This window comes from Falsiroseomonas sp. (assembly GCF_041690465.1).
Taxonomy (GTDB): Bacteria; Pseudomonadota; Alphaproteobacteria; order Acetobacterales; family Acetobacteraceae; genus Falsiroseomonas.
In genome coordinates this window covers 1-23,939 of sequence record NZ_JAWLHG010000024.1, presented here as the reverse complement: position 1 = coordinate 23,939, position 23,939 = coordinate 1, and the positions used below count along the sequence as shown (strand labels likewise).

General features: G+C 73.0%; 23 protein-coding genes and 1 pseudogene. 13 read left to right on the top strand and 11 right to left on the bottom strand.

Features of this window, described 5'->3' with window-relative positions; genetic code table 11:
- The first annotated feature begins 14 nt into the window (after positions 1-14).
- The 4 genes from glcF (at position 15) to ada (ending at position 5,330) form a co-directional block, all read left to right on the top strand.
- Positions 15-1,355 carry a glycolate oxidase subunit GlcF gene (gene glcF / locus ACESM1_RS20045; RefSeq protein ID WP_372622979.1) on the top strand — a complete coding sequence of 447 codons (1,341 nt, stop codon included), beginning with the start codon at positions 15-17 and terminating at the stop codon, positions 1,353-1,355.
- A 25-nt stretch (positions 1,356-1,380) separates the two neighbouring features.
- Entirely contained in the window at positions 1,381-1,989 is a 609-nt protein-coding gene (locus ACESM1_RS20040; protein ID WP_372622978.1) for a tetratricopeptide repeat protein, read from the top strand.
- 72 nt (positions 1,990-2,061) lie between these two features.
- The gene (locus ACESM1_RS20035) at positions 2,062-4,155 is read left to right on the top strand and encodes a caspase family protein (protein ID WP_372622977.1); all 2,094 of its coding nucleotides are present in this window, start codon (positions 2,062-2,064) and stop codon (positions 4,153-4,155) included.
- 86 nt (positions 4,156-4,241) lie between these two features.
- Complete coding sequence (gene ada / locus ACESM1_RS20030) at positions 4,242-5,330, top strand: bifunctional DNA-binding transcriptional regulator/O6-methylguanine-DNA methyltransferase Ada (RefSeq protein ID WP_372622976.1); 1,089 nt, start codon at positions 4,242-4,244, stop codon at positions 5,328-5,330.
- 49 nt (positions 5,331-5,379) lie between these two features.
- Here the strand turns inward: ada and ACESM1_RS20025 are convergent, their stop codons facing one another.
- The 3 genes from ACESM1_RS20025 to pyk form a co-directional block, all read right to left on the bottom strand.
- A complete protein-coding gene (locus ACESM1_RS20025) occupies positions 5,380-5,814 on the bottom strand; it encodes a hypothetical protein (RefSeq protein ID WP_372622975.1) in 435 nt (144 codons plus the stop codon).
- A gap of 128 nt (positions 5,815-5,942) precedes the next feature.
- A complete protein-coding gene (locus tag ACESM1_RS20020; RefSeq protein WP_372622974.1) occupies positions 5,943-6,494 on the bottom strand; it encodes a PEP-CTERM sorting domain-containing protein in 552 nt (183 codons plus the stop codon).
- A gap of 161 nt (positions 6,495-6,655) precedes the next feature.
- On the bottom strand, positions 6,656-8,089 hold the full coding sequence (gene pyk, locus ACESM1_RS20015) for a pyruvate kinase (RefSeq protein ID WP_372623022.1): 1,434 nt from the start codon (positions 8,087-8,089) through the stop codon (positions 6,656-6,658).
- Between the two features lie 477 nt (positions 8,090-8,566).
- Here pyk and ACESM1_RS20010 point away from each other — a divergent pair, with 477 nt between their 5' ends.
- Entirely contained in the window at positions 8,567-9,691 is a 1,125-nt protein-coding gene (locus tag ACESM1_RS20010) for an OmpA family protein (RefSeq protein ID WP_372622973.1), read from the top strand.
- Positions 9,692-9,783: 92 nt separating this feature from the next.
- Here ACESM1_RS20010 and ACESM1_RS20005 read toward each other — a convergent pair.
- Positions 9,784-9,846: pseudogene (locus ACESM1_RS20005) on the bottom strand (PEP-CTERM sorting domain-containing protein); the annotation flags it as partial.
- 332 nt (positions 9,847-10,178) lie between these two features.
- Here ACESM1_RS20005 and ACESM1_RS20000 point away from each other — a divergent pair.
- The 6 genes from ACESM1_RS20000 (at position 10,179) to ACESM1_RS19975 (ending at position 16,722) form a co-directional block, all read left to right on the top strand.
- On the top strand, positions 10,179-10,748 hold the full coding sequence (locus ACESM1_RS20000) for a hypothetical protein (RefSeq protein ID WP_372622972.1): 570 nt from the start codon (positions 10,179-10,181) through the stop codon (positions 10,746-10,748).
- 72 nt (positions 10,749-10,820) lie between these two features.
- Positions 10,821-11,948: a TIGR03364 family FAD-dependent oxidoreductase gene (locus ACESM1_RS19995; RefSeq protein ID WP_372622971.1), complete on the top strand. Its 1,128-nt coding sequence runs from the start codon at positions 10,821-10,823 to the stop codon at positions 11,946-11,948.
- Positions 11,945-12,745: a phosphonoacetaldehyde hydrolase gene (gene phnX / locus ACESM1_RS19990; RefSeq protein ID WP_372622970.1), complete on the top strand. Its 801-nt coding sequence runs from the start codon at positions 11,945-11,947 to the stop codon at positions 12,743-12,745. Before ACESM1_RS19995 ends, phnX begins: the two co-directional genes overlap by 4 nt.
- 79 nt (positions 12,746-12,824) lie before the next feature.
- The gene (locus tag ACESM1_RS19985) at positions 12,825-13,847 is read left to right on the top strand and encodes a putative 2-aminoethylphosphonate ABC transporter substrate-binding protein (RefSeq protein WP_372622969.1); all 1,023 of its coding nucleotides are present in this window, start codon (positions 12,825-12,827) and stop codon (positions 13,845-13,847) included.
- Positions 13,848-14,978 (top strand): ABC transporter ATP-binding protein, encoded by a 1,131-nt coding sequence (locus tag ACESM1_RS19980; protein ID WP_372622968.1) that lies wholly within the window; start codon positions 13,848-13,850, stop codon positions 14,976-14,978.
- Positions 14,971-16,722, top strand: coding sequence for a putative 2-aminoethylphosphonate ABC transporter permease subunit (locus tag ACESM1_RS19975; RefSeq protein WP_372622967.1), 1,752 nt, complete (start codon positions 14,971-14,973; stop codon positions 16,720-16,722). Before ACESM1_RS19980 ends, ACESM1_RS19975 begins: the two co-directional genes overlap by 8 nt.
- Positions 16,723-16,737: 15 nt before the next feature.
- On the opposite strand, the gene ACESM1_RS19970 is transcribed toward ACESM1_RS19975, so the two are convergent.
- Both ACESM1_RS19970 and ACESM1_RS19965 read right to left on the bottom strand, forming a co-directional pair.
- A complete protein-coding gene (locus ACESM1_RS19970) occupies positions 16,738-17,052 on the bottom strand; it encodes a hypothetical protein (protein WP_372622966.1) in 315 nt (104 codons plus the stop codon).
- A gap of 2 nt (positions 17,053-17,054) precedes the next feature.
- Positions 17,055-17,261 carry a hypothetical protein gene (locus tag ACESM1_RS19965; RefSeq protein WP_372622965.1) on the bottom strand — a complete coding sequence of 69 codons (207 nt, stop codon included), beginning with the start codon at positions 17,259-17,261 and terminating at the stop codon, positions 17,055-17,057.
- Between the two features lie 100 nt (positions 17,262-17,361).
- Between ACESM1_RS19965 and ACESM1_RS19960 the strand changes: the two genes are divergently transcribed.
- Entirely contained in the window at positions 17,362-18,027 is a 666-nt protein-coding gene (locus ACESM1_RS19960) for a tyrosine-protein phosphatase (RefSeq protein ID WP_372622964.1), read from the top strand.
- Between the two features lie 123 nt (positions 18,028-18,150).
- Here ACESM1_RS19960 and ACESM1_RS19955 read toward each other — a convergent pair whose 3' ends face one another.
- From ACESM1_RS19955 to ACESM1_RS19945, 3 genes are all read right to left on the bottom strand, one after another.
- The gene (locus ACESM1_RS19955) at positions 18,151-19,773 is read right to left on the bottom strand and encodes a hypothetical protein (RefSeq protein ID WP_372622963.1); all 1,623 of its coding nucleotides are present in this window, start codon (positions 19,771-19,773) and stop codon (positions 18,151-18,153) included.
- Positions 19,774-19,883: 110 nt separating this feature from the next.
- Complete coding sequence (locus tag ACESM1_RS19950; RefSeq protein WP_372622962.1) at positions 19,884-20,453, bottom strand: GlxA family transcriptional regulator; 570 nt, start codon at positions 20,451-20,453, stop codon at positions 19,884-19,886.
- Positions 20,450-21,022 (bottom strand): DJ-1/PfpI family protein, encoded by a 573-nt coding sequence (locus tag ACESM1_RS19945; protein WP_372622961.1) that lies wholly within the window; start codon positions 21,020-21,022, stop codon positions 20,450-20,452. Before ACESM1_RS19945 ends, ACESM1_RS19950 begins: the two co-directional genes overlap by 4 nt.
- Positions 21,023-21,141: 119 nt before the next feature.
- Between ACESM1_RS19945 and ACESM1_RS19940 the strand changes: the two genes are divergently transcribed.
- Positions 21,142-21,411, top strand: coding sequence for a hypothetical protein (locus ACESM1_RS19940; protein WP_372622960.1), 270 nt, complete (start codon positions 21,142-21,144; stop codon positions 21,409-21,411).
- Positions 21,412-21,424: 13 nt separating this feature from the next.
- On the opposite strand, the gene ACESM1_RS19935 is transcribed toward ACESM1_RS19940, so the two are convergent.
- Both ACESM1_RS19935 and ACESM1_RS19930 read right to left on the bottom strand, forming a co-directional pair.
- A complete protein-coding gene (locus tag ACESM1_RS19935) occupies positions 21,425-22,081 on the bottom strand; it encodes a CatB-related O-acetyltransferase (protein WP_372622959.1) in 657 nt (218 codons plus the stop codon).
- A complete protein-coding gene (locus ACESM1_RS19930; RefSeq protein WP_372622958.1) occupies positions 22,078-23,832 on the bottom strand; it encodes an ABC transporter ATP-binding protein in 1,755 nt (584 codons plus the stop codon). The genes ACESM1_RS19935 and ACESM1_RS19930 overlap by 4 nt, the downstream gene beginning before the upstream one ends.
- Positions 23,833-23,939 lie beyond the last annotated feature (107 nt).

The window sequence follows — 23,939 nt, the reverse complement described above, 5'->3', positions numbered from 1 at the left end:
CCGGAGGGCCAGCGATGCAGACCAGCTTCACCGAGGACCAACTCCGCGATCCGGATACCGCGGAGAGCAACAAGATCCTGCGCACCTGCGTCCATTGCGGCTTCTGCACGGCGACCTGCCCGACCTTCGTGCTGCTTGGCGACGAGCTGGATTCGCCGCGCGGGCGCATCTACCTGATCAAGGACATGCTGGAGAACGACCGCCCGGCCACGCCGGAGGTGGTGAAGCATGTGGACCGCTGCCTCTCCTGCCTCTCCTGCATGACCACCTGCCCCTCCGGCGTGCACTACATGCACCTGGTCGATCATGCGCGGCGGCACATCGAGGAGACCTATGAACGGCCGCGCAGCGAACGCGCGCTGCGGCGCCTGCTCTCCTTCCTGCTGCCCTATCCCAGGCGGTTCCGCCTGGCGCTGCTTGGCAGCGGCCTCGGCAAGCCGCTGGCGCGGCTGATCCCCGGCAGATCGATCACGGCCGAGCGGCTGCGCGCCATGCTGAAACTGGCACCCGGCTCGGTGCCCTCGCCGAGCCCGGTGGAGAAGCCCGGCATCCATCGCGCCGAAGGCGTGCGGCGTGGCCGCGTGGCGCTGCTGACGGGCTGCGCGCAGCAGGTGCTCGCCCCCTCGATCAACGAGGCGACGATCCGGCTGCTGACGCGCATGGGGCTCGATGTCGTGGTGACATCGGGGCAGGGGTGCTGCGGCGCCCTCGACCATCACATGGGCCACCACGATCCGGCGATGCGCCTGGCGCGCGCCAACATCGCCGCCTGGCACGCCGAGATGGCGGGCGCGGGGCTGGACGCGATCGTGATCAACGCCTCGGGCTGCGGCACCACGGTGAAGGATTACGGATTCATGTTCCGCGCCGAGCCCGGCGAGTGGCCGGCGAAGGCCGAGGCGGTGGCCGGGCTGGCGATGGATGTCTCCGAGGTGCTGGTGAGGTTCGGCTATGCGCCGACGCGCGAGCCGTCGGGGCTGACCGTCGCCTACCATGCGGCGTGCAGCCTGCAGCATGGGCAGAAGATCACCGCCGCGCCGAAGGACCTGCTGAAGCGCGCCGGCTTCGCGGTGAAGGAGCCGGTGGAGGGCCATCTCTGCTGCGGCTCCGCCGGCACCTACAACCTGCTGCAGCCGGAGATCAGCGCACAGCTGCGCGACCGCAAGCTGGCCAACCTGGACCGCACGCGGGCGGACCTGATCGCCTCCGGCAACATCGGCTGCCTCACCCAGCTCGCCGGCGGCGCGATGCCGACGGTGCACACGGTGGAACTGCTGGACTGGATGGCGGGCGGGCCGGAGCCGGCGCAGCTCGCCGCGGCCCGCCACGTGCGGGCGGCGCCCCTTGCACCGTAGCGCCCGCATGCCCAAGGCTTGGGGCATGCTCCGCTTCCTCGTGCTGCCGGTCCTGCTGCTCGCGACGCCCGCATTCGCCCAGGCGCCGTCCGGGACGCCGCCCGGCCAGCCCCCTGTCGCCGGCAGCACCCGACCCGACCCCTCGGCCGCCCGGACCGCCGAGCTGGACCGTCTGTTCGAGGCGCTGCGCGACGCGCCCGACAGCATCGGCGGCCAGCTGGTGGAGGCGCGGATCCGGGCGATCTGGGCGCGCGAGGTCTCGCCGGCCGCCGGGCTGCTGATGCGCCGCGGCCTGCGCAACCTGTCGAACAACGTGCCGGACGAGGCGCTGGAGGATTTCGACGCCGCGATCACCCTGCAGCCGGAGGCGGCGGATCTCTGGCTGATGCGGGCGCGCGCGCTGGCTGCGCTCGGCAACCGCATCGCCGCCGCGCAGGACCTGCGGGAGGCGCTGCGGCTGGAGCCGCGGCATTTCGGCGCGCTGGTGGAGCTTTCCGAGCTGCTGCTCGACGCGGGCGATGCCGAGGGGGCGCTGCGCAGCTTCGACGCCGCGCTGGAACTGCATCCGCGGATGGCGGGCGCCGAGGAGCGGCGGCGGGAACTCCGCCGGCGCGCCTTCGGGGACGCGCTTTAGCACCTGCCGGCCTTTCCGGCACTCGCGCGCGTGGGAGGCGACGCGGCGCCGCGTTCGTGTTTCAATGCGCGCATGTCCGGCCGTCTGCGCCTTGGCCTCGTCCTGCTGCTGCTGCTCGCCTGGCCCGCCGGCCAGGCGCTGGCGCAGCGCGTCGCGCTGGTGGTCGGCGCCGGCGCCTACCAGCATGTCCCGCCGCTGCCCAACGCCACCAACGACGCCACCGACATGGCCGGCACGCTGCGCGGCCTGGGCTTCGCGGTGGACCTGGTGCTCGACCCCGACCGCGCCGCGCTGGAAGGCGCGGTGCAGCGCTTCGGCATCGCCGCGCGCGGGGCGGAGGCGGCGCTGTTCTTCTATGCCGGCCATGCCATCGAGGTCGGCGGGCGCAACTGGCTGATCCCGGTCTCGGCCGAGCTCGGCAGCCCGCAGCAGCTGCGCTTCCAGGCGCTGGAGGTGGAGGCGGTGACCGAGCAGACCCAGGCGGCGGCGCGGGTCAGCCTGGTCGTGCTCGACGCCTGCCGCGACAACCCGTTCCGGCAGCGCTGGCCGACCGCCTCGCGCAGTGCCGCGGGGCGGGGGCTGGCGCGGGTCTCGCCGGCCACCGGCACGCTGGTGGTGTTCTCGACCGCGCCCGGCGCCGTGGCGGCGGACGGGCAGGGGCGCAACAGCCCCTTCACCGCCGCGCTGCTGCGCCACATGCCGACGCCGGGGCTGGAAGTGCGGCCGATGCTCGCCGAGGTGCGGCGCACCGTGCGCGAGGCGACCGGCGGCGCGCAGGTGCCGTGGGAGGAAAGCTCGCTGGAGGGCAGCTTCTACTTCCGCCCGGTGGCGGCGCCGGCCACCGCCGCGGCCCCGCCCGCCGTGCCCGCCCCGGCCACGGCGACGGGGCGCGCGGACCGCGACTCGCTGGCCTGGCAGTTCGTGCTGGACAGCCGCAACCCGGCGGATTTCGAGGTGTTCCTCCAGCAATTCCCGGACAGCATCTTCGCCCCCTTCGCGCGCAACCGGCTCGCCGAGCTGCGCGCCGGCGCGACGCGCGGCGCCACGCCCGTTCCGCCTTTCAGCCCGCCACCGGCCAGCGCGCCGCAGGTGGCGTCCCTGCCGGTGACCCCGCCCGCCACCGCCCTGTCGGTGCCCGATCCGAACCGGCCGCTCACCCTCGATGAGTTGCAGGAAGCGCAGCGGCTGCTGACCGGGATGGGGCTCGACACCGGCGGAACGCGCGGCATCGTCGGCCCGCGCACGCGGGAGGCGATGCGCGCCTTCGCGCTGGCCGCCGACCTGCCCGAGACCACCGGGCTGACCGCCTCGACGCTGCTCCGGCTGCGGGCGCCGCCGCCCTCGGTCGTGCGGCGCGCCGCCGCGCTCGGGGTGCTCGCCCGCCGGGCGCTGGAGGCGGGCGATGCGGCCGGTGCCAACCGGCTGGCAACGGCCAGCCTCGAGCTGCAGCCCGATCCCGAGGTCCGCGACCTGGCCGGCGAAGCGCGCAGCCGGCTCGCCGCGCTGGCCGCGCCGCCGCTACCCGCCGCGGCACCCGCGCCGGCGCCCTCTGCCCTGCCGGTGCCGGCACCGCAGCCTCCGTCCGCGCCGCCTGCCGCCCCCTTGGCGAGCCTCGCCGTGCCGGCGCCGCCCGCCGGCCCGCTGCCCTTCCGCTGCCCGCCTCCGGGGCTGCGCGTGGTGTTCGAGGATGGCTCCTCCCGCACGTATCTCGGCGCGGCCCCGGGCGATCCCGAAGTCTGCCTGGCCAGGGGCCGGCACGGCGAGGAGCGGCTGCTGTTCAACATCCACCCGCTGCCGGTGCCGAACGAGTCCTCGCTTCGCCAGGCGCTGCGGCCGCTCTGGCCGGCCGCGCCGGGCCGCGGCAACGACTTCATCTTCCTGATCTACGATTCCGCCGGGCTGACGCCGACCTACCGCGCGCGCTGGCGGGTGCTGCGGCGCGAGATGCTGGCAGTGGGCGACGCCTCCCGCCCCACCCTGGTGTTCGAGCGGCTGCTCCAGGGCGTCTCCGGCACCAACCGCGGCCGCTGGCGGAGCGAGTTCCAGGGCACCGAGACGCTGTGGTGGGACATCGCCACGGGCGCCTGGCTGCGGCGGGAGCAGGCGCTGGTCAGCGGCCAGTTCGAAGAGCCGCCCTTCCGCGCACAGCGCGTGGAGCCGCGCTGACGGCCGGCGTCGCGCCGCCGCAACGCGCGGATGGCAGCCGGTCGCCGGGCGGCGCCATATCCGGCCGAGACGCAACGGTGAGCCCGATGCCCGAAGCCCCTCATCCAACCGACCCTGAAACCGCCCGCTGGCAGGCCGTGCTGGCGCGCGAGGCGGTGCCGGCCTGCGGGCCCTTCCTCTATGGCGTGACGACCCAGGGCGTGTTCTGCCGCCCCGGCTGCCCCGCCCGCCCGCCGCTCCGCCGCAACACCCGCTTCTTCGCCGATGCGGCGGATGCCGAGGCGGCCGGCTTCCGCGCCTGCAAGCGCTGCGACCCCAAGGGCGAGCGCGCGCGCCTGCATGCCGAGGCGGTCGCCGCCGCCTGCGCGATGATCGAGGCCGCCGAGGCGATGCCCTCGCTGGCGGCGCTGGCCGATCGTGCCGGCTATGCGCGGCACCATTTCCTGCGGCTGTTCCGCGAGGTCACCGGCGTCACCCCGCGCTCCTACGCCGAGGGAGTGCGCGCGCGCCGGCTGCAGGCCGCGCTGGCCGCCGGCGACCGCGTTGCGGAGGCGGTGGCCGGCGCCGGCTTCGGCAGCGAATCGCGGGTCTACGAGGACACCGCGAAGCATCTCGGCATGACCCCCGGTGCGGCGCGGCGGGGGGGCGCGGGCGAGACCATCCGCATCGCCCATGCCGCGAGCGCGATGGGCCCGCTGCTGGTCGGCGCGACGGAGAAGGGCGTCTGCTTCATCGGCTTCGCCGAGCCGCCCGAGGCGCTGGAAGGCGATCTGCGCGCCCGCTTCCCCAGGGCGCGGATCGAGGCGGCGGACGAGGCGCTGGCCGGGACCGTCCGCGCGGTTGCCGCCTTCATCGCCGAGCCCGCTTCCGCCCTGGCCCTGCCGCTCGACCTGCGCGGCACCGCCTTCCAGCGCCAGGTGTGGGAGGCGCTGCGGCGCATCCCGCTGGGCGAGACGCGGAGCTATGCCGGGCTGGCCGCCGAGATCGGCAACCCGGCGGCGGTGCGCGCGGTGGCGCGGGCCTGCGCGCGCAACCCGGTCTCGCTGGCGGTGCCCTGCCACCGGGTGGTGGGCAGCGGCGGCGACCTGACCGGCTATCGCTGGGGCGTGCCGCGCAAGGCGGCGCTGCTGGCGGGCGAAAGGGCGGCGCGGGATGCAGGCGCGACGAAGAAATAGGGCTCGTCGCCGGCCCTGGTGCCGGCGCCAAGCCGCCTGACCCTGGCGGTCAGCGTTGGTTCGGCGCGGGAGCGGCGGGCGGTGCCTGTGTGGCGGGCGGTGCGGGTGTGGCCGCCGGCGGCGTGGCCTCCGCCGGCCGTGGCACCAGGCGCTCCCGGCCGATCGCCGGCGCGCCGACGATGGTCCATTCGCCATCCATCGAGCCGTCCGGGTTGATCGTGTAGATGCCGATCCCGGGGCGCTGCGCCGCCCCATAGGTCACCGCGATGGTCCGGCCGGATGCCATTCCCATACCGTCGGTGATGTCGTTGCCGGTGCGCCAGCGGATCAGGAACGAGTTCAGGCCCACCGAGCGGATCTGCGCGATGCCGGTGTAGTCGGTGCCGTCCAGGTTGGTGCCTGTGACATCGTACAGCCCGTCGGTCTGCGCGAGCGCCGGGCCGGCGAAGCAGAGGAACAGGCAGGCAAGTACATAGCGGCGCATCGTCGCTGATCTCCCCGGGCGGGCGCTGCAAGAGCTTCGCGGCCGGCCGGGCCGGCGCGCCGTCCTAGGAACGCGCGCGCCGCCCCGGCGTCAACCGGGGCGGCGCGACAGCGGGGTGGGCCAAGCGATCAGACGAGGCGACGGCGGAGTCCCAGCAGCCCGACAAGGCCAAGGCCGAACAGCGCGGCGCTGGCCGGCTCGGGCACGACGGCGAGTTCGCCCGGCGTAAGCGCCTGGGTGGTGGTGAGGGTGACTCCGTTGAAGCTGATCTGGCCGCAATCCTGCACGCCATCGCAAAGCGCAAAGGGGCCCGGCCCGGTCGCATAGGTCACCGGCGACACGATTCCGAAGCCCTCCACGGCGCCTGTAGTGCCGTCGCCCAGGATGCCGCCGTCGAGGTCGTAGACGAAGCCCATCAGCTCGCCGAGGGTGGAGTTCGAGAAGCCCCCCACAAGGCCGTTTCCAGTGAAGGAGACGGAGTAGGAGAGCAATTCGCTGCTGCCTCCGAAACCCATTATCTGCCCATTGCTGTCCAGGTCGTCCACGGTGACGGTGAGTTCGACCGTGCCGCCACCGGTCCAGCCGGACTGGGTGAAGTTCAGCACCATTGGCGCCGCCTCTGCGGTGCTGGCGAAGGTTGCGGCGGCGAGCACGGCAAGGGCGAGGGCACCGCGCCTCATCGGATGAATATTCATCGATAAATCCCATAAATTGAAACGCCATGAGATGGTGCCGTCACGAGTATCTCAACTCAAGCGTCAAAATCCAGAGATGACAATTCCTTCCACAGGTTGACGTTGCCCGGTCAGGGCAAGCGTTTCGCGGACCCTGCTGGCGCAGATTACCTGACGATCGCCACGCGCAGCGCGTTGGTCGTGCCCGGCGTGCCGAACGGCACCCCGGCCGTGACCACCACCTCGTCGCCGGTCTTCGCGAAACCCTCCTGCGCCGCGGCGCGGATTGCCTTGGCGACCATGTCGGTCATCGAATGCGGCTCCGAAGAGAGCAGCGGATGCACGCCCCAGACCACCGCAAGGCGCCGCGCGGTCTGCTCGCTCGAGGTCAGGCCGATGATCGGGCAGTCCGGCCGCTCGCGCGCGACGCGGAGCGTGGTGGAGCCGGTGGCGGTGAAGGTGGCGATCGCCTCCGCCTCCATCGTGCTCGCCACCTGCCGCGCGGCGGCGGCGATCGCGCCGGCGGAGGAGCGCTGCGGCGGCGGCCGCTCGGCATCGGTCAGGGTGCGCCAGCCGGGATCCTGCTCCACCCGCGCGACGATGCGGTCCATGATGTTCACCGCCTCATAGGGGTATTGGCCGGCCGCCGTCTCGGCCGAGAGCATCACCGCATCCGCCCCGTCGAACACCGCGGTGGCGACGTCCGAGGCCTCGGCGCGGGTGGGGGAGGGGGCGCCGATCATGCTCTCCAGCATCTGCGTCGCCACCACCACGGGCTTGCCCGCCGCGCGCGCGGTGCGGACGATGCGCTTCTGGATCAGCGGCACCTCCTCCGGCGGGCATTCCACGCCGAGGTCGCCGCGCGCCACCATCACGCAGTCCGCCAGCCGGACGATCTCGCCGAGATTCTCGATCGCCTGCGGCTTCTCCATCTTCACCATGATCCAGGCGCGGCCATCGGCCAGGAGCTGCGCCTCGGCGACGTCCTCCGGGCGCTGGACGAAGCTCAGGCCGATGTATTCCACGCCCTGGTCCAGCACGAAGGCCATGTCGGCGCGGTCCTTCTCGGTCAGCGCCGGGATGGGCAGCACCACGTCGGGCACGTTGACGCCCTTGCGGTCCGAGAGCGGGCCGCCGACCACCACCTCCGTCTCCAGGTGGTCGTCGCGCCGGTGGGTGACGCGCAGGCGCAGCTTGCCATCGTCGAGCAGCAGGGTGGTGCCGATGCCGGCGGCCTCGATGATCTCGGGGTGCGGCAGCTGCACGCGCCGCACATCGCCCGGCGTCGCCACCAGGTCGAGCCGGAAGGGATGGCCGGTCTGCAACTGGACGCGGCCGCCCTGGAACTTGCCCACCCGCAGCTTGGGGCCCTGCACGTCCGCCAGGATGCCGATCGGCCGCTCCACCCGCTTCTCCAGCGCACGGATGATCGCGATGCGCTCGGCGTGGTCGGCGTGGGAGCCGTGGCTGAAGTTCAGCCGGAACACGTCGGCGCCGGCGCGGAACAGCCGCTCGATCACCTCGGCGGAGGAGGAGGCAGGGCCGAGGGTGGCGATGATCTTGGTGCGCCGCCGGCGACGCAGCGGCATCCGTTGGGCCATCCGCAATGTGGGTCCTTCGCGACGCGGGGTTTCGGGCAGGTCGGCGCCGATATCGGGGCGGACCGCTGCGGGAGGTATGTTGAGCGCGCGCGCGACCTCGGCGACCCTGTCGTCGGGCACGCGCTTCCACTGGCTCACCGCGGCGGTGGAGATACCGAGCGCGGTGGCGATACGGGTGACGGCGCCGCGCTGGGCGAGCAGCGCCTCGAGGCTGGGGTCGCGCATCCCGCTACCTTATGGGCCTTAAGCCCGGCACGCAAAGCCCCATGTTCCGCTTAGCCAACATAAGCGGCTCTGGCCCCTGTGCCACACTCACGGCCGCTTGAGCGCCCGCCACGAACACGTGTGTGGCGCCACCGCAACAGCATGGGCGAATTGGCCACGGGTTCGCGCCGCGGGCGAGGGAACTGCGTTGGTCGGTCGGGCGCAACCGATCCGGCGCGGCGCGCGATCCGGGATCCTTTGGGAGAGACTCGTATGAACTTCAGAACGTCACTGCTTGCGACCACGCTGCTCGTCGTGCCGGGGCTCGCCGTCGCGCAGCCGGTGAGCGGCCTCTACATTGCGGGTGGCGCCGGCGTTAACTGGCTGCAGGAAACCGACCTCGCGGCTACCGGCCAGTTGGCGAACGCACTGGCGGCGCAGGGCATCACCCCGAACGGCGATGTCAGCTTCGACCTCGGCTGGGTCGGCGTGCTCAGCCTGGGCTACGGGTTCGGGAACGGCGTCCGCGCCGAGATCGAGGGCAACTACCGCCAGAACGACGTGGACGAGATCAAGGGCTTCGGCGGCACCACCAACGCCGGCGGCACCGCGCGCAGCTACGGCGTGATGGCCAATGCCTTCTACGACTTCGACCTGGGCCCCGCGGCGGAGTTCGCAGGCGTCCGCTTCATGCCGTATGTCGGCGTGGGCGTCGGCTACATCTGGCGCGAGTTCGACGATGTGCGCGCTGGCGTGCTTGGCGGCACGGTGCGCAGCGACGGCAGCGACGGGCGCTTCGCCTATCAGGCCATCGTCGGCGCGGCCACGTCGCTCAACCAGTATGTCCCAGGCCTGGCGCTGACCGCCGAATACCGCTTCCTCGGCACGCTGGAGCATGACATCGACACCACCTCCGGCGGTGGCGCCTTCACGGTCAGCCGCGGCGGCACGGAAAGCGAGAACTTCAACCACTCGATCCTGATCGGCCTGCGCTACGCCTTCAACCAGCCGGCGCCGCCGCCGCCGGTGGCAGCACCCGCCCCCGCACCTGCCGTCGCCCCGGCGCCGGCGCGCACCTACCTGGTGTTCTTCGACTTCGACCGGGCGGACCTGACCGATCGCGCGCGGCAGATCATCGCCGAGGCGGCGCAGAACTCGACCCGCGTGCAGACGACGCGGATCGAGGTGGCCGGCCACGCCGACCGCGCCGGCAACCCGCAGTACAACCAGCGCCTGTCTGAGCGCCGCGCGATGGCGGTGGCGCAGGAGCTGGAGCGCCGGGGCATCCCGCGCCAGGCGATGGTCATCCAGGCCTTCGGCGAGAGCCGCCCGCTGGTGCCCACCGCGGACGGCGTGCGCGAGCCGCAGAACCGGCGCGTGGAAATCGTCCTGCGCTGACGCTTCGGCGCAGTTCGACGGATCGGGGAGGGGTCGCGCGAAGGCGCGGCCCCTTTCTGCGTGTGCAGCCCTTCGCCTCGAACCGTGCGGCGGCGGACGAGGCCGAAACCCGCCAGCGCCGGGCCGAACAGCGCCAGGCTGGCCGGTTCCGGCACGCCCACCGGAGCGGGGCCGAGAGCGATGTCACGACCTCGCCGAGCGGCAGCACCGGGTCCGGCGGCACCACAAGCCCGCCCCCGCCGGTTCCTCCGCGTAGCGGCGGCTCCGGCGTGACGGCGTTCGGCATCGGCGGAACGACAGGCCCGCCACCGCCTGAGTCGGCAGCGGGCAGCGGCGCGCGCGACACCTGCGTCAGCGCTACCACCTCGTACGGCGCAGACTGGTCGGAGTCATTGCGGCTTGAAAGCGAAGCCGGCATGCCCGCCGGGGGGGCAGGAAGGTGCCGGGAATCTGCTATGATGGGGGGACACGACAGGAGAGTCGGAGCATGAGCGAACACATCCTCCAGGACCGCGAGCGGGCGCTCGAGAACGCGTTCTTCGCCCGCCACAACGAAGCGCTGCTGGCGAAGCTGCGCGAGGCCGACCAGACGCGGTCGCGCAAGGAAGCGCTGGCGGCGGCATCGGGCATCACCGACGATGCGGTGCTGGACCACCTGGTTTCGCTGAACCTCGGCGCGCAGGGCGTCGCGGCGCTCGGCCTGGTGCCGATGGTGCTGGTCGCCTGGGCCGACGGGGCGCTCGACCCGAAGGAAAAGGCGGCCGTGCAGGACGCGGCGCGGGAGGCCGGGATCGACCGCGAGGCCGAGGCCCGCGTGCTGCTCGAGTCCTGGCTCAACGCCCCGCCGAAGGCCGAGATGGCGGAGGCCTGGCGCGGCTATGTGCGTGCCGTCGCCGCCGGGCTGGCGCCGGAGGGGCGCGCGGCGTTGCACCGCGAGACCATCGGCCGCGCGCGGCGCGTCGCCGAGGCCGCCGGCGGCTTTCTCGGTCTCGGCAGCAAGGTGTCGGAGGCAGAGGAGCGCGTGCTCGCGAAGCTGGACGAGGCCTTCGCCGGCTGACCCGGCGCGGGCGGCGCTGACATCGAGCTGTCACTTGCCGTTCGGGCGGCGCCCGCGGAAGGTGGGGGCCGCATGCCGGGGGTGATGGAGCAGCGCTTCGATCTTCTCGTCGTGGGCGGCGGCATCGTCGGCCTGGCGCATGCGCTGCTCGCGGCGCGTGCCGGGCTCGGCGTCGGCGTGGTGGAGCGCGACAGCCGCGCCAACGGCGCCTCGGTGCGCAATTTCGGCTTCATCACCGTCACCGGGCAGGGCCTGCCGCACACCTGGCGGCGGGCACGGCGCGCGCGCGACATCTGGGCGGAGGTCTGCGTGCAGGCGCGCATCCCGGTGCTGCATCGCGGGCTGCTGATGGCGGCGCGGCGGCCGGAAGCGGCCGAGGTGCTGGCCGAGTTCCTCCGCGGCCCGATGGGGGAGAGCTGCGCATTGCTGCCGCGCGCCGCCCTGCCGGCGCCGCTGCGCGACGATGGCGGCGTGCTCGCCGCGCTGCATTCGCCGCACGAGCTGCGCGTGGAGAGCCGCGAGGCCATCCCGCGCCTGGCAGCCTGGCTGGCGGAGGCGCATGGCGTCACCTTCCTGCCGCGCCGCACCGTGCTGGCGGTGGAGAACGGGCGGGTGGAGACCACCGACGGGCCGCTGCGTGCGGAGCGGATCGTGGTCTGCCCCGGCGCCGATCTCGCGACGCTGTTCCCGCAGGTCTTCGCGCGGCGCGGGGTGACGCTGTGCAAGCTGCACATGCTGCGCCTCGCCGATCCCGGCTGGCGGCTGCCGGCGGCGGTGATGAGCGACCTCGGCCTGCATCGCTACCGCGGCTATGCCGATTGCCCGACCCTGCCGGCGCTGCGCCAACGGCTGCAGGTGGAGCAGCCCGCGCATCTCGAACACGGCGTGCACCTGATCGTGGTGCAGTCCGCGGATGGCTCGCTGGTGGTCGGCGACAGCCACCACTACGACGCGACGCCCGACCCGTTCCAGCCGGCCGAGGTGGACGCGCTGATCCTCGACGAATTCGCCCGCGTGCTCGGCCCGCCGCCGGCGGTGACGGAACGCTGGATCGGCCTCTATCCCTCCGGTCCGGAGGACGCCTTCGTGGAGGCGGTGGCGCCGGGGGTGCGGCTGGTTTCCGTCACCTCCGGTACGGGCGCTTCCACGGCCTTCGGGCTGGCGGCGGAGGCGCTGGCGGAGATGGGCGTGCAGGCATGATCAAGGCGGTGATCCTGGACTGGGCCGGCACCGTGCTGGACCATGGCAGCCGCGCGCCGATGGGCGCCTTCGTCGAGGCGTTCCGCCGCTTCGGCGTGGAGATCTCGATCGCCGATGCGCGCGGGCCGATGGGCATGGCCAAGGCCGACCACATCCGCCTGGTCGGACGCGCGGTGAACGATGCCTGGCGCGCCCGCCACGGCCGCGATTTCGACGAGCGCGACGTGCAGGCGATCTTCGCGGTGTTCGAGCCGCTGAACATCGCGGCCGTCGAGGCGCACAGTGCACTGATCCCCGGCGCGCGGGAGGCGCTGGCATGGTGCGCCGCGCGCGGCATCCGCATCGGCTCCACCACCGGCTACACGCGTCCGATCATGGAACGCCTCGCGCCGCTCGCCGCTGCGCAGGGCTTCGTGCCGGAGGTGATGGTCTGCGCCGGCGACCTCGCCGCGGGACGCCCGGCACCCTTGCAGATGTGGAAGGCGATGGCGGAAATGGGCGTGTGTCCGGCGGAGGCGGTGGCGAAGGTGGACGACACGCCGCCCGGCATCGGCGAGGGCCGCGCGGCCGGGACCTGGGCGATCGGCGTCGCGCTCAGCGGCAACATCGCCGGGCTCTCGGCGGCGGAACTCGCCGCGCTGCCGCAGGCGGAGCGCGCGGCGCTGCGGGCGCGCGCGACGGCGGAGTTGGCCGGCGCCGGCGCGCATCTCGTCATCGATTCCATCGCCGATCTGCCGGATGCGCTCGATGCGATCGCGGCGCGGATGGCGCGTGGCGAGCGGCCCGACGGCAGGTGACGCGGAACTGCAACCAGAACGTCACGCGGCTGTCGCGACCCTCGGCTAGGGGTGGGGTGCCTTCGAGAGGGACACGCCCATGCGCCGCAGCCTGCTGCTTTCCGCAATCGGACTCGGTTTCGCGCTTTCCAGCGCCGCGGAGGCGCAGCAGCGCACGCGGCTGACGGTGTACACCGCGCTGGAGAACGAGCAGCTCGCGCCGTTCAAGCAGGCCGCCGAGGCGGCGGTGCCGGGCATCGAGATCGCCTGGGTGCGCGACTCCACCGGCGTGATGACCGCGCGCCTGATCGCCGAGCGCGCCAACCCGCGCGCCGACATCATCTGGGGCCTCTCCGTCTTCTCGCTGCTGCAGCTCGAGGGGATGGACATGCTGGAGCCCTACACGCCGCAGGGCGCCGAGGCGCTGCGCGCGAACATGCGCAGCGACCGCAGCCCGAGGACCTGGACCGGCATGGACGCCTTCGTCTCCGCCGTCTGCTTCAACACGGTGGTGGCGCAGCAGCGTGGCCTGCCGCGGCCGAGCACCTGGGCCGACCTGCTCGACCCGCGCTTCCGCGGCCAGATCGTGATGCCGAACCCGAACAGCAGCGGCACCGGCTTCCTGACGCTGGCGGGCTGGATCGGCACGCAGGGCGAGGCGAATGCATGGCAGTACATGACGCGCCTGCACGACAACATCCAGGTGTACACGCATTCCGGCAGCGCGCCCTGCAACAACGCCGCGCGCGGCGAATACGCGGTGGGGCTCTCCTTCGACATGCGCTCCGTCGCGCTGAAGAACCAGGGCGCGCCGATCGAGATCATCGTGCCGACCGATGGCGTCGGCTTCGACCTGGAAGCCACCGCGATCGTCCGCGGCACGCGCAACCTGGAGGCCGCGCGGCGGCTCGCCGACTTCGCGGTCTCGCGGCCGGCGATGGAGCTGTATGGCCGCTACTACGCGCTGCTCGCCATGCCCGGCGTGGAGCCGACGGTGCGCGGCTATCCGGCCGAGTTCGCCTCCCGCCTGGTGAATGCGGATTTCCGCGAGATCGCCGGCAACCGCGACCGCATCTTGCGCGAATGGGCGCGGCGCTTCGACGGCAAGTCGGCGCCGCGCTGAGTGTCGGCCACGCTGGAAGAGGGCGGCGCGGCGGCCGCCGGTGGCGCTGCGCTTCCGGCGAGGCCGCCCTTCCTCGAGATCCTGAGCGTCGGCAAGCAGTTCGGCAGCTTCGTCGCACTGAAGGACGTCTCGCTCTCGATCGCGGAGGGCGAGTTCGTCTCCTTCGTCGGGCCTTCCGGCTGCGGCAAGACGACGCTGCTGCGGGCGATCGCCGGGCTCGATCCGGCGACCACCGGCGTGATCCGCCAGGCGGGGCGGGAGATCACCGGCCTGCCGCCGGCGGCACGCGACTTCGGGATCGTCTTCCAATCCTACGCGCTGTTCCCGAACCTCACCGTGGCGCGCAACGTCGCCTATGGCCTGCGCGGGCCGGCCTGGACCAGGCTGCGCATCGCCGCGCGCGTTGACGAGCTGATCCGGCTGGTGGGACTCGCGGAGCACGCCACGAAGTACCCGGCGCAGCTTTCCGGCGGCCAGCAGCAGCGCGTGGCGCTCGCCCGCGCGCTGGCGCCGGAGCCGGGGCTGCTGCTGCTGGACGAGCCGCTCTCGGCGCTCGATGCCATCGTGCGGCTGCATCTGCGCCAGGAGATCCGCGCGCTGCAGCGCCGGCTCGGCGTGACGACGATCATGGTGACGCATGACCAGGAGGAGGCGATGGGCGTCTCCGACCGGATCGTGGTGATGAGCCGCGGCCGCGTGGAGCAGGTCGGCACGCCGGAGGAGGTGTATCGCCGCCCCGCCAGCGCCTTCGTCGCCGGCTTCGTCGGGCGCTCCGCGATGTTCGAGGCGGTGGTGGACGCCAGCCCCGGCGTGTTGCGCGCGCATGGCCATGTGCTGCTGGCCGACGCCGCGAGGGGCATGCTCTACGGCACGCAGGTGAATGCCTTCGTCCGGCCGGAGGAGGTGCGGCTCGGCGCCGCCGCGGTGGCGATGCCCGGCGCGATCCGGATGGAGGTGGTGCACCTCGAATTCCTCGGCGCCACCTGCCGCGTCGCGCTGGAATCAGGCCGGCTGCGGCTGGAGGCGGACGCGACCGCCGAGCAGCTGCGCAAGGCCGGCGCGCTGCCGGGCGCGAAGGTGCCGGTCGCGGTGCCGGCCGACGCCGTGACGCTCTTCCCCGCCGATGTCTGACGCGACGCTCGGCGAGCGGCTGGCCGTGCCCGGCCCGGGGCGCGGCCGCCCCGCCGGTGCGCCGGTGCGTATCCGCGCTTCGCTCGACGAGCGGTTGATGCAGGCCGGGCTGTGGCTGGCGCTCGCTTTCATGCTGGCGGCGCTGGCGCTGCCGATGGCCTTCCTGCTGGTGCGCGCCTTCCAGGATGCGGAGGGCGGCTTCGTCGGGCTGGCGAATTTCGCCACCTATGTCACCACGCCTTCGCTCGTCGCCTCGGTGTGGAACAGCGTCTGGGTCGCGGGCGTGACCACGCTGGCCGTGGTGCCGCTGGCCTTCGGCTACGCCTATGCGCTGACGCGCAGCTGCATGCCGTTCAAGGCGGTGTTCCGCGCGGTGATGCTGCTGCCGATCCTGGCGCCGTCGCTGCTGCCGGCGCTCGCCCTGATCTACCTGTTCGGCAACCAGGGCATGCTGCGCGGGCTGCTGTTCGGCGAGAACATCTACGGGCCCTGGGGCATCATCGCCGCGCAGGTCTTCTACTGCTTCCCCTCGGCGGCGATCATCCTCTCGGTGGCGCTCGCCACCGCGGATGCGCGGCTCTACGAGGCGGCGGAGGCGCTGAAGGCGTCCCGCGCGCGGATCTTCGCCAGCGTCACCTTGCCGGGGGTGCGCTACGGGCTGGTCTCGGCGGCGGTCGTCGTCTTCACGCTGGTGGTGACGGATTTCGGCATCCCGAAGGTGATCGGCGGCCAGTTCCAGGTGCTGGCGACCGATGTGTACAAGCAGGTGGTCGGGCTGCAGAACTTCAACATGGGCGCGGTGGTCGGCATGGTGCTGCTGCTGCCGGCCCTCGGTGCCTTCGCGCTGCAACGCTGGGCGGAAGGCAAGCGCGCCGCGACGCTCACCGGCCGCGCCGTGCCCTATGTGCCGCGGCCGCGGCGGGCCCGCGACCTGCCGCTGCTGCTGCTCTGCCTCGGCGTCGCCTCCGCGCTGCTCGGTATCGTCGGCGTCGCGGCCTGGGGATCGCTGATCCGCTTCTGGCCGTACAACCTGTCGCTGACGCTCGACAACTACGAGTTCGGGCGCTTCGACGTGGCGGGCTGGGGCAGCTTCGTCACCTCGGCGCGGATGGCGGTGTGGGCGGCGACCATCGGCGTCGTGCTGGTCTTCGTCACCGCCTGGCTGCTGGAACGCGCGCCGCGCGCGACGGCGCTCTCGCGCTGGCTGCGCAACGCGGTCGGGCTGCTCGCCACCGCGCCGCTGGCGATCCCCGGGCTGGTGCTCGGCCTCGCCTACATCCTGTTCTTCAACCACCCGGCCAATCCGCTCGGCCTATTCTACGGCACGCTGGCGATCCTGGTCCTGAACTCCATCGTGCATTTCTACACCGTCGCGCACCTGACGGCGACGACGGCGATCCGCCAGCTCGATCCGGAATTCGAATCGGTGGGTGCGAGCCTGAAGGTGCCGGCCTGGCTCACCTTCGGCCGCGTCACGCTGCCGATCTGCCTGCCGGCGCTGCTGGAGATCTGGGTGTATCTGTTCGTCAACGCGATGACGACGGTGAGTGCGGTGATCTTCCTCTACGGCCCCGATACCAAGCCGGCTTCCGTCGCCGTGGTGCACATGGACGAGGCCGGGCAATCGAGCGCCGCGGCGGCGATGGCCTGCGTGCTGCTGGCGGCGACCACCACGGCGAAGCTGGCGCAGCTTGCCGTGGCGGCGCTCACCGATCGCGCGACGCAGGCCTGGCGCAGGCGCTGAGACGCGCCGGGCGGATCACTCGCCCTTCTTCTCCGCTTCCGCCCGGTCCGCCTCGCGGTCGTTGCGGGAGCGGTTGTCGCGATACTCGCGGCTCCGGCCGCTCGGCGTGTCGCCGTCGGTCGCGTTCGACTTCGAGTGGCGGATGGTGTCCACCGCGCTGTGCTTCTCGTCGCGCTCGCCGCCGCCGCCCGAGACCTTGCTGACCCGCGGGTTGGTGCTGGCCGCACCAGGCGGATGCGCGGGCGGCGGCTCCGGCATCGGCTTGGACGCGTCCTCGTGGCTGGCGCCGGGGCCGCCCCAGCGCTTCGTGTTCGGGTGCTTCTCGGGCATGGTCAGCGATCCTGCTGGTAGCCCTGGTTGTGCGTGTTCTGCCAGGTGTTGCCCTGGCGGCCCTGCTGCTCCAGTTCGCGGTTCTTGGATTCGATGTTCTGTTCCGCCTCGTTGGCGGGCAGGTCGCCCTTGCCGGGGGTGGAACTGCCGGTGCCGGCGGGGCTCACCTGCTCCGGTGGCACGGGGGGAAGCTTGGCCTTGTTCGACATGGTGCGGTCCCTTGCTGGTCGTGGGGTTCCAACGCGAGGCAGCCGGGCGCGTTCACCAGGCTCTCTGGCCTTCCGCGCACCGGCCGGCCATATCGGCGCCGTGCCCGATCTCTCGACGCAAGCCGGCCGCCGCGCCGCCTGGCTGAACAGCCTGCTGGTGGACCATGCCGTGCTGCGCCTGCCCTGGCGCAACTGGGGCGTGGTGGAGGCCGGGCGGCTCTATCGCTCCAATCACCCGCTGCCCTGGCAGCTGGCGCAGGCGCAGCGCCGCCATGGCCTGCGCAGCGTGATCAACCTGCGGGGCCACCGGCAGGATTGCGGATCGGATGCGCTGGGCCGCGCACGGGCGGGCGAGCTCGGCCTGATCCATGCCGACGCGCCCTTCGAGAGCCGCGGCGCCCCGCACAAGGAGCGCATCCTGCGGCTGGCGGGCCTGTTCGCGGAGCTGCCTGAGCCGGTGCTGATCCACTGCAAGTCCGGCGCCGACCGCACCGGGCTGATCGCCGGCATCTGGCTGCTGCTGCAAGGGCGGCCGGTGGCGGCGGCGCTGGACCAGCTGCATTGGCGCTTCGGCCATGTGGCGGCGAGCCGCACCGGCATCCTGGACAGCTTCTTCCGCGACTACGCCGCCTTCCAGGCGGCGCGAGGCGCGAAGCCCTTCCTCGACTGGCTGCGCGAGGATTACGACGAGGACGAACTCCGCGCGCGCTTCCGCAGCAAGGCCTGGGCGGACCGGCTGGTGGATGGGGTGCTCAGGCGGGAGTAGCCCTGCGACTTCGACCCGGGGTGGCCCTGGGTGTGCCCAGGGCCACCTCGGTCAAGCTGTCCCGGAGCCGGCGGTCCACGCCCCGGCGCGCCCAGCTTCGGCGCGCACATGCAGGGTCGCGGGCTAGCGGCCCGGGCCGAAGCGCATCATCTCCCGCTCCAGCTGCATCTGCCGGTCCCGCAGCCGGAATTGCTGCTGCTGAAGCTGCAGCATCTCCTCGATCACCGCCGCGCGGTCCGGCCCCGGCGGCAGCGGCTGCGGGTTGAGCGAGACCTCGCCGCCGCGCTCCACGCCGAAGCGGTCGAAGCCCGGCCCGCCCGTGGCCAGATCGGGCCGCAGCCGCGCGGCTCCGAAGCGGCTGATCGCATCCACCACCGGCGGCGCGATGGTCATGCGGCCGGCCGTGAGCTCCTCGAAGGTGCGCCAGGCCAGGCCCTGGTCGATGGGCGGCAGGTCGCGCGGGTCGCGTTCCTCCATGTGGACGATGTTGCAGGGTGCGCTCATCGGCGTGACGTCGATGTCGATGGGCTGCGGAAGCTCGCCGGGCAGGATGTGCTGGCTGCCGCGGCCCGGCAGGGTCAGCACCAGGCCGGACTTCCAGCGCTGCCCCTGCACGCAGGCATGCGAGAGGCCCGTCGCCCACAGCACGTTCGGGAAGGCGGAGGACAGGCCGTGGATCCGGTGCTGCACCGTGCCGTCCGGCCCGGTGCTGCAGCTGGTGGTGAGCTGCAGCGGCTCCATCGGTGGTGCGCCGAGTTCGCCATTCGGGTTGATCACCGGGCTCGGCCCGGCCTTGCGCTCGGCCGAGAGCGGCAGCCGCGCACAGTCCAGCGCCGGGTCGCCTTCGCGCACCACGCCGCGTGCCGGCATCACCCGCAGCCGGCCGGTGATGGTCGCGCGCGGGCTCGGGTCCGGCATCGGGGCTTCGGGCGCGAAGTGCAGCGCCAGGATCTGCGCGCCCTGTGGCCCCACCGCCCAGGCCTGGCGGCGCGAGAGGCGCGCCGGCACCTGCGCGGCGAGCTGCGCGTTCGCCGCGCCGAGCGCCCCCTGCAGCGTCGCGATGAGTTGCTGGGTGGCGCCGCTGCCGCTCACCTGCCGGCTCACCATGTCCCGCACGCGCCCCTCGAAGCCGAGCACGCCGACCGCCGCGCGGAAGGCGGAGCAGACGGCGTTCTCCCCGGCCCAGGCGAAGCCATCGAGCCGCGCCGCCGGCTCGCCGGGCAGCGGGGCGGCCTGCAGCAGCGTCGCCCCGCTTTGGCCGATGGTGAGCCCGACCAGGAAGGTGAGGTCGAGGCGCGCGCGGCAGCGCGGATCGGCGAAGCCGCCGAGGAAGGTCGGCTGCGTGCTGGTCGCCGTGAGCTCCGCGCCCGTGACGCGCATCTCGAGGCGCATCAGCAGCGGCTGCGCGCCGCCGCCGGAGACGCGCTGCATGGTCACCCAGGGATCGGGCAGCACCAGGTCGATGTCGCGGAGCGTGATCCCCGGCGCGATGTCGGGCGTGGAGAGCCTTGCCTTGAGGTCCTCGGCCAGGCCGGGCTTGGCAGCGAACCAGGCCGCGGCGATCCCGTCCGAGATGACCCGCGGCTGCTCCACGCGCCGGACCGTCTCGTCATCCGTGGCGGGATCCCAGGGCTGCACCAGCAGCCGGAGTCCGATCTCGCCGCTGATGCCTTGCGCGGACGGACCGCCTGTCGGCGCCAGGACCATGCCGAGAGAGGCGAACGAGGCGACCAAGAGCCGACGCATGGGGGGCATCCTCCCGTTTTCCGAAAGGAATACTGCATACAATAACGGCCGGGAGAGATGACATCCGCGCAAGAAACTGCCCATTGTCGATCGGCCGGGCGGCGGACGCGTCACGCCGTTTCGCGGCTTCGCGGCATGGGCGTTTCGCCGCTCGGCAGGACCGGCGTTTCGCCGCTCCGCAAGGTGGGCGCCGGCCGGGCGAAGGCGCGGCGATAGGCAGCGGGCGCCAGGCCGACATGGCGCCGGAACAGCTGGCGGAAGAAGGCCGGATCCTCGTAACCCACCTCGGCCGCCACCGCATCCACCGCCATGTCGGTGGTCTCGAGCACCTGCTTCGCCTCCTCCACCCGCAGCGCATGGACGTAATCGAGCGGCGAGAGGCCGGTCGCGGCGCGGAAGCGGCGCTTGAAGCTGCGCTCGGGCAGGCCCGTGCGCGTTGCCGCGCCGACCACCGGGTGTGGCGCGTGGTAGTTGGCCGCGAGCCATTCCTGCGCCTCGCGCACCGCGCGGTCGGCGTGCTGGGCGGTGGCGGCGAGGGCGGCGAAGGGCAGCTGGCCGGCGCGATGCCATTCCAGCAGGAACAGCTTCGCCGCCTGCCGTGCGCGCTCCGCGCCGAGGAAGCGGTCCAGCAGGTACAGCATCAGGTCGTGCCAGGAGGCCGACCCGCCGGTGGTGATCACGCGCCCGCCGGGGCCGGCCGCGACCAGCAGCGCTCGGCATGCACGCGGACCCTCGGGTGACGCTGGCGCAGCCCGGCGCAGTAGCCCCAATGCGTGGTCGCCTCGCCGCCGTCGAGCAGTCCGGCCTCCGCCAGCACCATCGCCCCCGAGCAGACCGAGGCGAGCACCGCCCCTGCATCCAGCGATGCGCGAAGCCAGCGGTTCACCGCCTCCGGCGCGCCGAGGGGCCGGTCGGGCGCCACGCTGAGCGAGCCGATGCAGATCACGTCAGGGAAGGATGCGGCGGGCGGCGAGACGGCGAGGATCGGCAGCGTGGGGCTCAGCACGAGGCCCGAGGCCATCCGCACCGCGCCGCCCTCCGGCGAGACCAGGCTGACCTCCACCAGCGGGCCGCCGGGGGCGGGGGCGCCGACCAGCTTCTCGTAGCGCCCGCGCCCGACGCTGGAGAGCACCTCGACCATGCCGGACGTCGCAAGAGCCGCCGTTGCGTCCGGCAGCACGAGGATCGCCACCTTCAGCGGTGGCGGCTCGGGCAGTGGTCGCGGCTCGGGATCCAAGGCGTGGCGCATGGCACGGAAGCCCCGGTTTCGGCCGAAGCCGCCTGACGGCTCGGCCGGAGCGAAGCCTAACCTTCTGCCTGTCGCCGGCCAAGAATCAGATTCGCCGGCGCTCTCAAGGGAGATTTCAGATGCGCGTGTCGGCCCATGCGTTCAGCCTCGAATTCTCCATCGCGGTCGAGCCCCGGCAGCCCGCCGCGGCGCCCGCAGCCGGCGCCGGCCTCGTCGCGCGCTGGCGCGCCGCCCGCGACCGAGCGCGGCGCCTGCGCGCCGACCGGGATCTCGCCTGGTTGGACGACCACATGCGGGCGGATCTCGGCTTCGCGCCGGACCAGGGGCCCCGCCTGTCGCCGCGGGAGCGTCTGGACTGGCTACACCTGCAGCGCGACGTCCCGTTCTGACCGGCCTGCCGGCTCACGCCGCCGCCATGGCCTCCAGCGCCGCCACCCCGCCCTTCACCAGCGCGGGGATGGCGTGCGCGATCCGCTCGAGCGGCCAGTCCCACCAGGCGATCGTCACCAGCCGCGCCGCCTCCTCCTCGGTGAAGCGGCGGCGCACCACGCGCGCAGGATTGCCCGCGACGACGGCGTAGTCCGGCACGTCCTTCGTCACCACCGCGCGCGCGGCAACCACGGCGCCATGGCCGATCCGTACGCCCGGCAGCACCAGCGCCTCCGTCCCGATCCAGACATCGTGGCCGACCACCGTGTCGCGCGGCGTCGGGAAGGGATACGCGCCGATGTCCAGCGCCTCGGCGAAGGCGCCGGGGAAGATGCCGAAGGGAAAGGTCGAGACGCCTTCCGTGGCATGCATCGCATCCGGCATCACGAAGCGCGCGCCGGAGGCGATGGCGCAGAAGCTGCCGATCTCCAGCCGCGCGCCGGAGAAGCCGAAATTGTAGAGCACGTTGCGCGCCAGGAACTCCGTCGCGTGCTCGGGGTCGTCATAGTAGCTGAAGCGGCCGGCGGCGACGTTGCCGGTTGCCGACTGCGCCGCGATCAGCGGCCGCAACTGCACCACGCGCGGCGCGCCGGGGATGGGGTGCAGCAGGTCGGGGTCGGGCAGGCTCACGCCACGAAGGCCTGCGTCTTCACCAGCCGCGCATAGAGCCCGTCGCGCGCCATCAGCTCGGCATGCGTGCCCTGTTCCACCGCGCGGCCGTTCTCCATTGCCACGATCAGGTCGGCGTCGCGCACGGTGGAGAGGCGGTGCGCGATCACCAGCGTGGTGCGGCCGGCGCGCAGGCGGGCGATGGCCTGCTGCACCAGCGCCTCGTTCTCCGCATCCAGCGCGCTGGTCGCCTCGTCCAGCAGCAGCACGCGGGGGTCGCGCAGCAGCGCGCGGGCCAGCGCCACGCGCTGGCGCTGCCCGCCCGAAAGACGCGATCCCGAAGGGCCGAGCGGGGTGTCGTAGCCCTGCGCCAGCGCGGCGATGAAGTCGTGCGCGGCGGCGGCGCGCGCGGCAGCCTCCACCTCGGCGCGCGTCGCACCCGGGCGGCCGCAGGCGATGTTGGCGAGTGCGGTGTCGTCGAACAGCACCGCATCCTGCCCGACATAGGCGATGGCATCGCGCAGCGAGGCGAGCGTCACGCTGCGCAGCTCGGCGCCATCGAGCGTGATGCGTCCCGCCGTCACGTCATAGAGCCGCGGCACCAGCGCCAGCGCGGTGGACTTGCCCGCGCCGGATGGTCCGACCAGCGCCACCGTGCGCCCCGGCTCGGCGGTGAAGGAGAGGCCGCTCAGCGCCGCATCCGGCACGCCCTCGTAGGTGAAGCCGACATCCTCGAACACCACGCGGCCGCGTCCTTCGGGCAGCGGGCGGGCATCGGCGCGGTCCGCGATGCGGGGCTTGTCGTCCACGGTGGCGAAGACGCGGGAGAGGCCGGCCAGTCCTTCCTGCAAGGCGGCGTTGAGGTTGCCGAGCGAGCGCACCGGCCGTGCCGCGATCAGCAGCGCGGCGACGAAGCCGGTGAAGTCGCCGATGGTGCCGAGGCCCGAGGAGACCCGCCAGCCGACCAGCGCCAGCACGCCGGCCACGGCGAGGCCGCCCAGCGCCTCCAGAACGGGGTCCACGCGGGCGCGGGTGCGCTGGATGGCGAAGGTGCTCTCCCGCAGGCGGGCGAAGGCGGCCTCCGCGCGCTGCTGCTCGGCTTCCTCCAGCCGGTAGGCGCGGACCACGCGGGCGGCGCCGAGGCTTTCGGTGAGCAGCGCCGCGGTCTCGCCGACGCGATCCTGCATGCCGGCCGAGGCGCGGCGGATGCGCTTGCCGATGCGCACGATCGGCCAGGAGGCGATGGGGTAGAGCAGCGCCGCCAGCAGCGCCATCTGCCAGTCCATCCAGAGCATCGAGCCGACCAGGCCGATGATCATCAGCACATCGGCGAAGCCGCCCATCGCCTTGGTCAGCGCCTCGCGGATCAGGCCGGCATCGGTGGTGAAGCGCGCGGCGTGGCGGGCCGGCGCGTCGCGGGCGATCTGCGCCAGGTCGGCGCGCGTCAGCGCGGCGAAGAGCCGGCGCTGCAACCCCTCGATCACCCGCAGCACGATGGATTGGGTGGCCATGAATTGGCCGAACAGCGCCACCGCGCGGGCCGAGGTGACGGCGATGATCACCGGCGGCAGCAGCCAGACCACGGAGGGGTCGCCGGCGGCGAAGCGGTTGAAGGCCTGCTGGATGATCAGGGGATAGAGCGCGGTGATGCCGGCCAGCGCCAGGGTGCAGGCGATGGTCAGCGCCAGCAGGCGCGGCTGCTGGCGGAGATGCTCGCGCCACAGCCGGCGGACCAGCGGCAGGGAGGCGGCGTCGAAGGCGGGGCGGGCCATGCGGGGGGTCTAGACCATTATTGGCCTGACTGTGCATAGCCGCAGTGTCGCAGGTAGTCGGTGCATTCTTCGGGGCTGAAGCGGTCAAGGAGGTTGCCGATGGCGTT